Source organism: Klebsiella quasivariicola (genome assembly GCF_002269255.1).
GTDB lineage: Bacteria > Pseudomonadota > Gammaproteobacteria > Enterobacterales > Enterobacteriaceae > Klebsiella > Klebsiella quasivariicola.
The window spans coordinates 3021951-3035346 of the sequence record NZ_CP022823.1; the positions used below are offsets into that span (position 1 = coordinate 3021951).

Annotated in this window: 9 protein-coding genes and 2 pseudogenes; 3 read left to right on the forward strand and 8 right to left on the reverse strand. The window is 61.1% G+C overall.

Annotated features, from left to right (window positions below; genetic code table 11):
• Nucleotides 1–2 precede the first annotated feature (2 nt).
• On the reverse strand, nt 3–803 hold the full coding sequence (locus B8P98_RS15105; protein WP_080897141.1) for a YdcF family protein: 801 nt from the start codon (nt 801–803) through the stop codon (nt 3–5).
• A gap of 380 nt (nt 804–1183) precedes the next feature.
• On the opposite strand from B8P98_RS15105, the pseudogene B8P98_RS15110 reads away from it, so the two are divergent.
• Nucleotides 1184–2508 (forward strand): annotated as a pseudogene (locus B8P98_RS15110) (MFS transporter).
• Between the two features lie 354 nt (nt 2509–2862).
• Here B8P98_RS15110 and B8P98_RS15115 read toward each other — a convergent pair.
• From B8P98_RS15115 to B8P98_RS15140, 6 genes are read right to left on the reverse strand one after another with little or no spacing between them, the layout of a single operon-like run.
• Nucleotides 2863–4293, reverse strand: a complete 1431-nt coding sequence (locus B8P98_RS15115) for an amino acid permease (protein ID WP_095033168.1) — start codon at nt 4291–4293, stop codon at nt 2863–2865.
• 9 nt (nt 4294–4302) lie between these two features.
• The gene (gene astE / locus B8P98_RS15120) at nt 4303–5298 is read right to left on the reverse strand and encodes a succinylglutamate desuccinylase (RefSeq protein ID WP_095033169.1); all 996 of its coding nucleotides are present in this window, start codon (nt 5296–5298) and stop codon (nt 4303–4305) included.
• 10 nt (nt 5299–5308) lie between these two features.
• Nucleotides 5309–6649: an N-succinylarginine dihydrolase gene (gene astB / locus B8P98_RS15125; RefSeq protein ID WP_095033170.1), complete on the reverse strand. Its 1341-nt coding sequence runs from the start codon at nt 6647–6649 to the stop codon at nt 5309–5311.
• Between the two features lie 21 nt (nt 6650–6670).
• Nucleotides 6671–8137 carry a succinylglutamate-semialdehyde dehydrogenase gene (gene astD / locus B8P98_RS15130; protein WP_095033171.1) on the reverse strand — a complete coding sequence of 489 codons (1467 nt, stop codon included), beginning with the start codon at nt 8135–8137 and terminating at the stop codon, nt 6671–6673.
• Nucleotides 8128–9150, reverse strand: coding sequence for an arginine N-succinyltransferase (gene astA / locus B8P98_RS15135; RefSeq protein WP_012968350.1), 1023 nt, complete (start codon nt 9148–9150; stop codon nt 8128–8130). The genes astD and astA overlap by 10 nt, the downstream gene beginning before the upstream one ends.
• An 18-nt stretch (nt 9151–9168) precedes the next feature.
• Nucleotides 9169–10374: a bifunctional succinylornithine transaminase/acetylornithine transaminase gene (locus tag B8P98_RS15140; RefSeq protein WP_012968351.1), complete on the reverse strand. Its 1206-nt coding sequence runs from the start codon at nt 10372–10374 to the stop codon at nt 9169–9171.
• A 169-nt stretch (nt 10375–10543) separates the two neighbouring features.
• Between B8P98_RS15140 and B8P98_RS30990 the strand changes: the two are divergent.
• Nucleotides 10544–10690, forward strand: a pseudogene (locus B8P98_RS30990) (hypothetical protein).
• A gap of 212 nt (nt 10691–10902) precedes the next feature.
• Nucleotides 10903–12177, forward strand: coding sequence for a Glu/Leu/Phe/Val family dehydrogenase (locus tag B8P98_RS15145; RefSeq protein ID WP_008805096.1), 1275 nt, complete (start codon nt 10903–10905; stop codon nt 12175–12177).
• Between the two features lie 154 nt (nt 12178–12331).
• Here the strand turns inward: B8P98_RS15145 and B8P98_RS15150 are convergent, their stop codons facing one another.
• On the reverse strand, nt 12332–13330 hold the full coding sequence (locus B8P98_RS15150) for an aldo/keto reductase (protein ID WP_025713030.1): 999 nt from the start codon (nt 13328–13330) through the stop codon (nt 12332–12334).
• Nucleotides 13331–13396: the final 66 nt, after the last annotated feature.

Here is a 13396-nt window from a genome sequence, read left to right on the forward strand (position 1 = left end):
TTTCAGCCGAGGGTTCGCACCTGCAGCGCCCCGGCAAGCCGGGCGTCCTCCCGCAGCTGTCGCCAGGCATCGACGACCTCCGGCGGAAAGGTGACGTGGCAGATGAAGTCTTTCCCGCGCGGGCCGTATCCGTCAGGCGTATCCTGCAGACGGGGCAGCTCGCCCAGCAGCAGCGCCAGGTAGCGGGTAACCGGCCAGAGCCCCGTCCCGCCGCCCGCGAACCCCAGCTGGCCATCGGTCTGCTCCAGCACCGGCGAGCAGCCGGGAAAGCTCAGCCACTGTGGCGGCGTCGTCGCCCCCTGCCAGACGCGGGCGAAGGTAGCCATGGTTCGCCGCTGCATGGTGGGGTCCTGAATGACGATCCCGCGACGATGAGGGATCCCCCGGCTCTCCAGCGTGTTCCGGGTAAAACGGGCGTTCTCGCCGCAGTTGGTCGACTGGTCCTCCACCACCAGCCGCGAGCGTGGAATGTGCCAGTAGTCATGAGCAATATCGGCCAGAATATGCGCTTCCGGACGCCCCGCCACCGGCAATGTACGGTAACGGGGATCCTGGCGCACCGCCTCGTAGAGATAGTTCGTAGAATGTCCCACGCCGCCGCTGATCAGCAGCGGGACTTCCCGTTTAGCCGCCAGCCGACAGGCGGCGTCAATGGTCGGGATCACGGCATTGCCGGCCAGCACCATCACGTCCACTTCCGGCATCGCGGGCAGTGTCGCCAGATCGTCCTGCGCCAGCCAGGCGCCGACCTGGTTAGCCGCCGCCAGCGTCGCTGCCGACAGCAGAGGAAATTGTTCTGCCATTCTGTCTCCTTTAATCCCTCTCAGCCGATCGGAGAGGATGCATTCGCCATCATAAACGCCGCCTCGCGGGAGGCAAAGCGGCGTCGATTTGTAACCATTTTGAAATAACAAGAAACATCTAAAAACAGGCGGGTTGCACCTGAACAACTCACTATGAAAATAACAAAAAACAGCAAAATCAGGTGGAAAATAAAAAATAGCTTCGCGGTTACACCAGTCCATAGCGCGCCATAACGCCCAGTTTGCCAGCGCTGAACTTGCCAATTGTAACCTTCACCCCTAAGTTGCTTAACAATTACACAACCTTTTCACACCGGGTTGCACCCTGCACGCACAGAGTGACACCTGACCTATTTACCGTCGCGGGAGAACGTTTCGTAATGAGCAATCCACAAGACAACACTGCATACATTCTGCAGAAATCAAGAAGGTCCTGATCGCGAGCCTGACAGGCAGCGCCATCGAATGGTTCGATTATTTTCTCTATGGCACCGCCGCCGCGCTGGTGTTCAACAAAATCTTCTTTCCGATGGTCGACCCGGTCATCGGCCTGATCCTCTCCTGGCTCTCCTTCTCGCTGACCTTTTTTATCCGCCCCATCGGCGGGGTCATTTTCGCCCATATCGGCGATCGCATCGGCCGCAAGAAGACGCTGGTGCTGACCCTGTCGCTGATGGGCAGCGCCACGGTGGCGATCGGCCTGCTTCCCACCTATGAGATGGTGGGCCTGTGGGCGCCCGCCCTGCTGATTACCCTGCGCATTATTCAGGGCATGGGTATCGGCGGTGAATGGGGCGGCGCGCTGTTGCTGGCCTACGAATACGCGCCGGAAAAGCGGAAAGGCTTTTTCGGCAGTATTCCCCAGGCCGGCGTGACGATCGGCATGCTGATGGCGACGTTTATCGTCTCGCTGATGACCCTGTTCGATGAGGCACAGTTTCTCGCCTGGGGCTGGCGCATACCGTTCCTGCTCAGCTCCGTTCTCGTTTTTCTCGGCCTGTGGATCCGCAAAGATATCGACGAAACCCCCGCCTTTAAGCAGGTGAAAAAATCCGGCCAGGTAGCGAAAGCCCCGCTGCGCGAAACGCTTAAGCACCACTGGCGCGAAGTGCTGATTGCCGCCGGTCTGAAGGTGGTGGAGACCGCGCCCTTCTATATTTTCTCCACCTTTGTGGTCAGCTATGCCACCACCACCCTGAGCTATCAGAAGTCGCAGGCGCTGGAATCCGTGACCCTGGGCGCGCTGGTGGCCACCGTGATGATCCCGCTGATGGGGCTGCTGTCAGACAAGGTGGGGCGGCAAAAGATGTATACCCTGAGCGTGGTGCTGCTGGGGCTGTTTATCGTTCCGTGGTTCCTGCTGCTCGACACCGGCACCAACTGGGGCATCATGCTGGCGACGGTCGTTGCCTTCGGCATCCTGTGGGCGCCGGTAACTGCGGTGCTCGGCACCTTGTGCTCTGAGATTTTCAGCGCCAATGTGCGCTATACCGGGATCACCCTCGGCTACCAGCTGGGTGCCGCGCTGGCCGGGGGCACCGCGCCGCTTATCGCCACCGGTCTGCTGGCAAAATATGACGGGGACTGGCGGCCGGTGGCCGTTTATCTGGGCGTAACGGTGGTGATTTCGCTGCTGGCAATTTTCTGCGCCAGCCGGATGAAGTCCGCGCCGGGTGCGGCCCCTTCCCGGGCGGAAAGCGCCTAACCGCCGCCGTCTGGGCAGGTAGCGTGCCGACTATCCCGCCCGGCGGCGCTGCGCTTGCGCGGGCCTACAGAGGGAGATCACGCCGCGGGGGATACCGCTCATCCCAGGTCCGGTAAGCATGTAGGCCCGGTAAAGCGCCAGCCGCCACCGGGCAGTAAAGCCGCTACGGAACCGACTATCCTGCCCGGCGGCGCTGCGCTTGCGCGGGCCTACAGGGGGGATCATACCGTGAGGGATACCGCTCATCCCAGGTCCGGTAAGCATGTAGGCCCGGTAAGGCGCCAGCCGCCACCGGGCAGAAACAGACGTAACGTCTTCACCTCCTGCTTAGCCGGCCAGGTTGGCCGGCGAGTGTCAGGCGCTCTGGTTATCCAGTGTCAGTTGCCCCTCACGCCGCTGCTTCAGCTTCCAGAAGCCCCACAGGGCAATAAACCACAGCGGAGAAGCCAACAGCGCCAGCAGCGTGTCCGGGTCAAAGATCATGATGAAGATGGCGAAGGCGAAGAACAGCAGGCTCACCCAGCTCATCACCACCCCGGCAGGCATCTTAAAGATCGACCCGGCGTGCAGGTCCGGACGCTGACGGCGATAGACCAGATAGGCCACGAGGATCATCCCCCAGCTGAACACCACCATAATCGCCGCCAGGGTCGAGACGATGGTGAACAAGGTCATCACGTTCGGCACCAGGAACAGCAGCAGCGTGCCGATCAGCATGCAGAAGCAGGAGAACAGCAGGCTACGCACCGGGATGCGGGTATTGCGCGACAGGATGCGAAACTGCCAGTGCGCATGCTTCTCCACCGACAGGCCGTACAGCATGCGGGTGCTGGAGAAGACGCCGCTGTTGGCCGAGGACATCGCCGAGGTCAGCGCCACGAAGTTAATCACCGCCGCGGCGGCAGGCAGCCCGGCCTTGGCAAACAGCGTCACGAACGGACTGGTCTCCGCCGATACCCCCGGCCAGGAGGCGACGGCGATAATCACCACCATCGACAGCAGATAGAAGATGATAATCCGCTGCGGCAGAGCATTGATCGCCTTGGGCAAAATGCGCTGCGGATCGCGGGTCTCCGCCGTCATGGTGCCCAGCAGCTCAATGCCGGTAAAGGAGAAGATCGCTATCTGGAAGCCGGCGAAAAAACCGGTGATACCGTGAGGCATAAAAGCCGTCGGGTCGGTAAGATGGCTGAGAGAAGCCGTCACGCCGTCCGGAGAAGTCCAGCCAGTGGCAATCATCCAGCCGCCGGTGCCGATCAGGGCGATAATGGTGATCACCTTGATCAGGGCGAACCAGAACTCCGCCTCGCCAAACATTTTCACCGACAGCAGGTTAAGCAGGAACAGGATCGCCAGCATGCTGAGGGCCGGCATCCATGCCGACAGTTCCGGGAACCAGTACTGCATATAGCTCCCGCAGACCACCACGTCGGCAATGCAGGTCACTACCCAGCTTAGCCAGTAGGTCCAGCCGAGGTAAAAGCTGGCCTGCGGCCCGAGATACTCGCCGACAAAGTCGGCAAACGAGCGGTAGTCATGGCGGGTGAGCAGCAGCTCCCCCATCGCCCGCATCACCATATAGGTAAAGAACCCGACCAGCACATAGATCACCAGAATCGAGGTGCCGGCGACGGCGATGTTGCGCCCCGCCCCCATAAACAGCCCGGTGCCGATGGCGCCCCCGAGGGCAATCATTTGAATGTGGCGGGCGCCGAGCCCGCGTTTAAGCTGTGACGCGCCCTCACCTCCGGCGGCAGGAGACGCCTGATGTTGATGTTCAGTCATGGTGTTTCCTCAGGCTGGTTGTGGGAGGCGAAGAGCCGCGGCGCGCAGCAGCAGCCCGGCGCGCTGACCGGTGGCGACCCCGGCATTGGGAAAGAGGATATAGGGGGCCCGGGCCTGCACCACCCACCGTTTCTCCGCCTGGCGAGCGATTTCGTATCCCGCCGGGAGCGCGGTGAAGTTCTCAACGTTGGCCGCGAGATTAAGCGTAAATTTCCCCTCGCGCTTGATGATGCTCTCCTCGACCAGGAAGTAGTCCACTGGCGCTTTGTCGCGCGGCGGTAGCGGCGCGTCAGAAATCCAGGCCCGGATCGCCGCGTCGGTAGCGGCGAACAGGCTGAGATCGTTGGCGCCGAACGGCATCACTTTCCCCAGCTCCAGGGTGGCGCTTTGCGCGGCGAACTTTTCGCAGGTGAAATGGGTGAAGGTGCCGCCCGCTTCGGTATGCCGCACGATGGCGTCCATCCCGCTGGCCTGCAACAGCTGGTAGAAGCCAGGCGAAAAATCCCCGGCGTGGGCCGGGAGCAGCGCAAACTGGCGATACAGCGACCCGCGAATGGCGGTATGCATATCGAGATGGCTACGGTTGACCGGACCCGCCGCATCGGCGGCGCGATAGAAGGCCTGCACCGCTTGCTCCAGCGCAAAAGCCCGCCGCGACTCATTCCCCGGGGTGACCGCCAGATGGCGGCCGCCGAACAGGCGATTCAGGTCGTTGTGCAGATAGCGGCGTGCGGCGCGGATCGCCGGCAGGTTACCAAAGACGATCAGCAGCGCCTGAGTGAGCGGCTGCCGCCCCTGGCTCAGATCGTGGGTCAACTGCAGCAGCAGCTCCGTCGGCGCGGTCTCATTGCCATGCACGCCCGCGGAGAGGATCGTCGCCTGGCGCCACGGCGCCGTCGGCAGCAACTGCAGGATCCCCTCGCCCAGCCAGCGGGCCTCGATGCCCGCCGGGAAGCTCCACTCCTGCAGGCGGCAGTGCAGTAAATCGTTAACCAGGTGCTCCATCTGCCGCTCCTTAACGCTGAAAATCATAGACCGCGCCCAGGCGCAGGATCTGCGTCAGCTCATCCAGCGCCTGATAAACCTCGCGCAGCAGCTGCGGGTCCGCCAGATCGCGGGCGTGCAGCCGGTCGCGATAGTGTTTTTCCACCCATGCCGTCAGCTGCTGATAACGCTCGTCGTTCATCAGACTGTGGGCGTTGACCGCCTGGCGTTCAGCCTCGTTGAGCACTACCCGCAGCCGCAGACAGGCCGGGCCGCCGCCGTTGCGCATGCTTTCCCGCAGGTCAAAGACCGCCACTTCATCGATCGGCGATGCGCTGTCGGCGGCGAGGTCGCTCAGATAGCGCCAGACGTTTTCCCGCTGGCGGCACTCCTCCGGCACCACGATCAGCATCTTGCCGTCAGGTTTACTCAGCAGCTGGCTGTTGAACAGGTAAGAGGACACCGCGTCATCGAGCGACACCCGCTCGTCCGGCACTTCCACGCTGGTGAACGGGATATCCAGACTGTCGCTTTTAGCCCGTAGCGTCGCCAGCACCGTCGCCTGATCGACAAACGCCTGCTGATGGTGGAACAGCACATGGCGATTGCTGACCGCGATGACGTCGTTGTGAAACACGCCGCGATCGATAGCCTGCGGCGCCTGCAGGGCAAACACCGTGTAGCGCGGATCCAGCTGATGCAGGCGGGCCACCGCCTCGCTGGCCTCGAGGGTCTGCCGCGCCGGATACTTCACCGGGGCGATCCCGCCGCTGGCGCGTCGACCGTAGACAAAAAACTGCACCCCCTGTCGGTCATACTCCCGGCAGAAGCGGTTATGGTTGGCTGCCCCTTCATCGCCGAGGTCGCCATGCTGCGGCAGCGCCGCATGGTGGGCGAAGTAGCGCGGATCGGCGAACGTGGCGCCCAGGATCGCCGAGGTGGTGGGCGCCTCCTGCATACGGTGCAGCTTATTGTTCAGGTTGGCGACGGTGAAATGGACTTTGCCATCGGCGCTGTCCGCCGACGGTGAGACGGTCGCCGCATTGGCGGTCCACATCGACGAGGCGGAGCTGAAGGCGGAGAGCAGCTGCGGCGCCGCGTGGGCCGCCTGCCGGATGACCTGCTCATCGCTGCCCTGGAAACCGACTTCGCGCAGCAGACGTAGATTCGGACGCGGCTGCGGCGGCAGAATGCCCTGCACGAAGCCGCGATCGGCAAGGGCTTTCATTTTATACAGCCCCTGCAGCGCCGCCTTTTTAGGGTTAGAGAGACCATCGCGGTTATTTTGCGAGGCTTCATTGCCGACGGAGAGTCCGGCGTAGTGGTGCGTCGGGCCGACCAGGCCATCAAAGTTTGCTTCAAAACCAGACATATGTCCTCACAGGATCCGTTATCAGAATGGCAGGCCCGGCGATACCGTCGCCGGGAGCGTCAGCGTATCGCTGACCAGAGAGGCCATCGGCCAGGCACAGTAATCAGCGGCGTACCACGCTGCCGCGCGATGGTTGCCGGAGGCGCCCACCCCGCCAAACGGCGCTTTACTCGAGGCGCCGGTCAGCGGCTTGTTCCAGTTGACGATCCCGGCCCGCGCCTCGTCCGCCAGCTGTTCAAACTGCGCCGCATCGCTGGAGATCAGCCCGACGGCCAGGCCATAGCGGGTCTGGTTGGCGAGGCGAATGGCCTCCGGGAAATCGTCATAACGGATAACCGTCAGCAGCGGGCCAAAGTATTCTTCATCCGGCACCTCGATACCGGTGACGTCGACGATCCCCGGCGTCAGCACCGTGGAGTGCGGGTCGGGCTGGCGCATGCGCAGCAGCACCTTGCCGCCGAGCCCCTCCAGTTTTTGCTGCGCCGCCAGCATGTTCTGCGCGGCGTCGAGAGAAATCACTCCGCCCATAAACGGCGTGGGCTGGTCATCCCACTTGCCGGCGCGGATCTGCGCGCTGGCCGCGACCAGCCGCTGCAGCAGCGCATCCCCCTGCTCGCCGCGCGGCACGATCAGCCGGCGCGCGCAGGTGCAGCGCTGCCCGGCGGAGATAAACGCCGACTGGATAATCACATGCAGCGCCGCATCGACATCGGCCACGTCGGCGACGATCAGCGCGTTGTTGCCGCCCATCTCCAGCGCCAGCATCTTCTCCGGCTGGCCGCCGAAATAGCGATGGAAGTGGAAACCCGCCGCCGCGCTGCCGGTGAACAGTACGCCGTCGATATCACGATTTTCCAGCAGCGCCTGGCCAGTGGTTTTTCCGCCCTGCAGCAGATTGATCACCCCGTCAGGGACGCCCGCCTGCTGCCACAGCTGGACGGTCATTTCGGCGGTGGCCGGCGTCAGCTCGCTGGGTTTAAACACGATGGTATTGCCGGCAATCAGTGCCGGAATGATGTGCCCGTTGGGCAGGTGGCCCGGGAAGTTGTAGGGACCAAAGACCGCCATCACGCCATGCGGTTTGTGGCGCAGCTGTGCTTTTCCGTCCGGCAGCGTCGACTCGTGAAAGCCCGTCCGCTGGTGATAGGCCTCGATGGAGATCGCGGCCTTGCCGATCATCGCCTGTACTTCGGTGCGGGTCTCCCACAGCGGCTTGCTGGTCTCCCGGGAAATCAGGGTCGCCAGCGCCTCTTTATGTGTCTCCAGCAGCGCGGCAAAACGCTCCACCACGGCAATACGCTCGGCCAGCGGCCGGTGCGACCAGGGGTAAAATGCCGCGCGCGCCGCGGCGCAGGCCGCCTGGACGTCGTCGGCACCCGCGCTGGCCGCCTGCCACAGCAGCGACTGATCCTCCGGGGCCAGTTTGCTCATCGTTGCCCCACTGCCCGCCTGCCACTGCCCGGCTATAAACTGTGCTTTTACCGCCATGATCTGTTTTCCTCTGGATTCAGGGTTACCGTATAAACGCGGTCGGTTTCACTGACCTGCAGCGCGTCCAGCGCGGCGGCGTCCAGTGAGACCTGCTCTTCGTGGGCCACCAGCAGCGCCCGGAAATTGTCGAACTGACCGTTGGCGACGAGCGTCGGCGCCGGCAGGGCGCCCATCAGCTGCTGGGCCGGCAGGCACTGGCTGTCGCGTACGGCGCGGATCTGATCGGTGTTCGCCTCCAGCACCGGTCCGGCATCGAAAATATCCACCGAGCCGCGCCAGCTGAATCCCTCTTTCTCGAGGATCGCCCGCGCCGGGGCGGTATTGGGATGCACCTGACCGATGACCTCGCGGGCCGCTTCCGGCAGCAGTGAGATATAGATCGGGTAAGCCGGCATCAGTTCGGCAATAAAGGTTTTCATGCCGGTGCCGGTCAGCCGGTCAGCATCGGCAAACGGGATGTCGAAGAAGTGATGGCCCAGCGCATCCCAGAACGGCGACTGCCCCTGCTCATCGCTGCAGCCGCGCAGTTCGGCAAACAGGTACGGGGAAAACCACTCGCGGAAGGCGGCGATAAATAAAAAGCGCGCCTTGGAGAGCAGCAGACCATTGCGGTTGCGCTGATAGGCCGGGTCGAGAAACAGCGTACACAGTTCGCTGTGCCCGGTGTGGTCATAGCTGAGATTAAGCAGCTCCTGAGGCTTATAGACTCCCAGCGCTTTCGAGGCGCGAACCGTTTTCTGAATGCGAAAATTGTAAAACGGCTCGTCCAGGCCCACCGCGACCTCAATGGCGCTCACCCCCACCACCCGCGCCAGCGCGGTGTCTTCCAGCACAAACAGGAAACCCTGCTGGCCGCGCGGCAGTTCGCCGGCGAAGGTCTCGATACTGCGCTGGATACGGGCGGCCAGGCGCCCGGCATCATGCGGTAAGGAGGTCATGCCGACCCCCGCCCGCGCGGCAAGGCGGACGATGTCGTCGAGATCGTTTTCCCGTACGGGACGAAATAGCATCACAGGCCGTCCTCCCGGTTAGCGGGTTAAGCGAGCAACGGCGCGATCAAGGCGCACGAAGGCTTCCGCAATATCCGCCAGCGGGATATTGAGCGCCGGCGCGAAGCGCAGCACGTCCGGGCCGGCAATCAGGGCGATCAGCCCCTCTTCCGCCGCCAGGTTGGTCAACGTTTTGGCCTTGCCGCGCAGCGGCCCCGCCAGCTCAGCGCCGATCAGCAGACCGGTGCCGCGCACGGCGCTGAACGCATCGTAACGGGCAGAGATCGCATTCAACTGGTCAACAATCAGCGCATGGCGCTCGCCAACGCCCGCCAGCAGCGGCGCATCGAGATGGGCCAGCACGGCGTTAGCGACGGTCGCCGCCAGCGGGTTGCCGCCGAAGGTGGTGCCATGGGTGCCGGGCTGGAAGACCTGCGCCCAGGCCTCTTTCGCCAGCATCGCGCCGATTGGGAAGCCGCCCCCCAGCCCTTTGGCGCTGGTGAGGATGTCCGGGACGACGTTGTAGTGCTGGTAGGCGTAGAGATGGCCGGTACGGCCCGCCCCGGTCTGCACCTCATCGAATATCAGGGTCGCGTGATGGCGATCGCAGAGGGTGCGCAGCGCCTGGAGGAACGCCGGGTCAGCGGGTATCACGCCGCCTTCGCCGATGATCGGCTCGACGATCACCGCACAGGTGCGCGAAGAGATGGCCGCGGTGACCGCCTCGATGTCGTTATAGGGCAGATGGGTAATGCCCTGCGGCAGCGGAGCATAATCGCTGGAATATTTCGGCTGGCCGCCGACGGAGACGGTGAACAGCGTCCGGCCATGGAAGGCATGGTTGAAGGCGATGATTTCGCTTTTTTCACCACCAAACTTATCGTGAGCGTATTTCCGCGCCAGTTTGAGAGCGGCCTCGTTGGCTTCGGCGCCGGAGTTGCAGAAAAACACCTTATCGGCAAAGGTCGACTGCACGAGGGTTTTCGCCAGCTGCAGCACCGGCTCGTTGGTATAGCCATTGCCGATATGCCACAGTTTCGCCAGTTGATCCTGCAGGGCCTGAGCCAGCGCCGGATGGGCATGGCCTAAGGCATTCACCGCAATGCCGCCCGCCATATCGATATACTCTTTCCCCTGCTGGTCCCAGACGCGGGAACCCGCCGCCCTGACCGGAATAAACGGCGCGGGGGCAAAACAGGGAACCAGGTAAGCGTCAAAATCTTCGCGAGTCATAGTGCCTGACATCATTCATCTCCGGAACGTAAGACGACGGAAAACGCTCCCGCCGCGTTGGACAATCGACATTAACCCTGACCCTCGGCTTATTTTGGACACGAGCGCGCCCGCTGTGATGGCAAAAATATTCACCACAGGAAAAATAAGCCCTATTTATTTTGCGGGTATTTGTTAATTCATGGTTAACGTCATGTTGTTGTGTGGGCTAATGCTGGCCTGTGAACAATAAGATTGTCAATACGGGTGGAAGCAATTTATTCACTTTTTGAAGATCATCAAGATAATGAAAAACATAGAAAAAATATTTTTCTATGCACTTAAGTGAATAAAAAGTGAATTAAAATGCACAGCTTGTAGGTGGTTGGCGTGCGTAGTTATTCACTTAAAAAATAAAAAATCTAACAAAAATTTAAAAATCGGAATTGCCGTCAAATACCGCTTTATAAAATTGGTGATACCATTCATTGCACAGAGTTTACTGCTGTAGCTATTCCACGGTTTTACACGACATAAATAACACTGAGAAACAGGACTCTTATGGAAAAGTTATCTTACGCATCTGAAAGTAGTACATCTCCATGGACCACCTACCTGCGCCAGATCGACCGTGTCGCGCCTTATCTCGGCGATCTTGCCTACTGGGTGGAAACCCTGCGCCATCCGAAGCGTGCGCTGATCGTCGACATTCCTGTGCAAATGGACGACGGCACCATCCGCCACTTCGAGGGCTATCGCGTTCAGCACAATCTGTCGCGTGGACCGGGTAAAGGTGGTGTTCGCTACCATCCGGATGTCGATCTTAACGAAGTCATGGCACTTTCTGCCTGGATGACCATTAAGTGCGCCGCGGTCAATATTCCTTACGGCGGGGCCAAAGGCGGCATTCGCGTCGACCCCTTCTCACTGTCAGAAGGTGAACTGGAGCGTCTGACCCGCCGCTACACCAGCGAAATCGGCATTATTATCGGGCCGCAGAAAGATATTCCGGCGCCGGACGTCGGCACCAACGGTAAAGTGATGGCATGGATGATGGACACCTACTCCATGAACCATGGCACCACCATTACCGGCGTGGTCACCGGCAAACCGATCCACCTCGGCGGCTCCCTCGGCCGTGAAAAGGCCACCGGGCGTGGCGTATTTGTCACCGGCCGGGAAGTGGCTCGTCGCGCCGGTATCGAAATTGAAGGCGCCAAAGTCGCGCTGCAGGGCTTTGGTAACGTCGGTAGCGAAGCAGCCCGCCTGTTCGCCGGCGTCGGCGCCCGCGTGGTGGTCATTCAGGATCATACCGCGACCCTGTATAACGAAGGCGGGATTGATATGGCCGCCCTCACCGCCTGGCAGGCGGAGAAAAAGCAGATTGCCGGTTTCCCTGGCGCCCAGGAGATCGATAAAGACGCCTTCTGGACCACCCCGATGGACATTCTGATCCCGGCGGCACTGGAAGGGCAAATCACCCGCGAGCGCGCGGAGAAGCTGACCTGCAAACTGGTGCTGGAAGGGGCCAACGGCCCAACCTATCCGGAAGCGGACGACGTGCTGGCCGAGCGCGGCGTGATCGTAGTGCCGGACGTTATCTGTAACGCCGGTGGGGTGACCGTCAGCTATTTTGAGTGGGTGCAGGATATGGCCAGCTTCTTCTGGAGCGAAGAAGAGATCAACGCCAAGATGGACCGCATCATGACCGACGCCATTATTCACGTCTGCGATAAAGCCGCCGAGAAAGCGTGTACCCTGCGTACCGCCGCCTATATCGTGGCCTGCGAGCGCATTCTGATGGCGCGAAAAGACCGCGGCATCTACCCGGGCTGATCCCCGCCAGCAACCGCAACAGGGGTGGCATTGCGCCGCCCCTTTTTTCGCTACCACGCCGTTAACCACCGAGGATATGCGCTATCTGACGGAGAACTGCCCAAAAAATGTGACAACGTCACGCCAACGGAACAAATCCACTGCCCATCCGGGATTATTTTTCGATTAAATCAAAGTCGCCCTGGGTATAGCGTAGGCCAGTGACGTTGTCGGCAGTGAAAATCTGTTCGATGGTCTGAATATCCTCAGGCGCGAGGGTAATATTCGCGGCGCCGGCATTATCGCGCAGATGGGCAATTGTCCTCGCCCCCGGAACAGGCACGATATCCTCGCCTTTGCTCATCACCCAGGCGAGAGCAATCTGCGCCAGGGTGGCTTGATAACGAATGGCCACCTGTTGCAGGCGCGCCAGCAGTCGCTGGTTCTGGCGCATGGTCTCGGCCTGGAAGCGCGGCAGATGGCGGCGAAAATCATCCGCCGCCAAAACGCCGGGATCGGTGATAGTCCCGGTCAGGAAGCCGCGGCCAAGCGGGCTGTATGGCACAAAGCCGACACCCAGCTCGCGGCAGGTAGTGAGAATACCGTCCTCCGGCTCGCGGCTCCATAGCGAGTATTCCGTCTGCACGGCGGTAATCGGATGCACCTTGCAGGCCCGGCGCAGCGTCTGAGCAGAGACTTCCGACAGTCCAATATGGCGAATTTTACCCTCTTTAACCAGGTCAGCCATTGTGCCCACCACCTCTTCCACCGGTACCGCCGGATCGACGCGGTGCTGATAGAGCAGATCGATGGTCTCGATATTCAGTCGCTTCAGCGACCCTTCCACTGACTCGCGAATATGTGCCGGACGGCTGTCAACGCCGGCCATCCGCTCCAGACCCTGGCCGGTGGGCAGAATACGAAAGCCAAATTTGGTGGCAATCTGCACCTTATCGCGGATACCTTTAATCGCTTTGCCGATCAGAATTTCATTAGCGAAAGGGCCATATACTTCGGCGGAATCCAGGAAGGTCACGCCCATATCCACGGCGGCATGGATCGTATTTATCGCCTGCGACGTTTCAGCACCGCCATAGGCAAAACTCATTCCCATACATCCGAGACCTAATGCGGAAACCTGAAAATTTTCTTTTCCAAGATAACGTGTTTTCATCTTATTTTCCTTACCTGCTGAATGGTGTTAAATATATACTTCCCTTTCATATTGATAACAATTAAT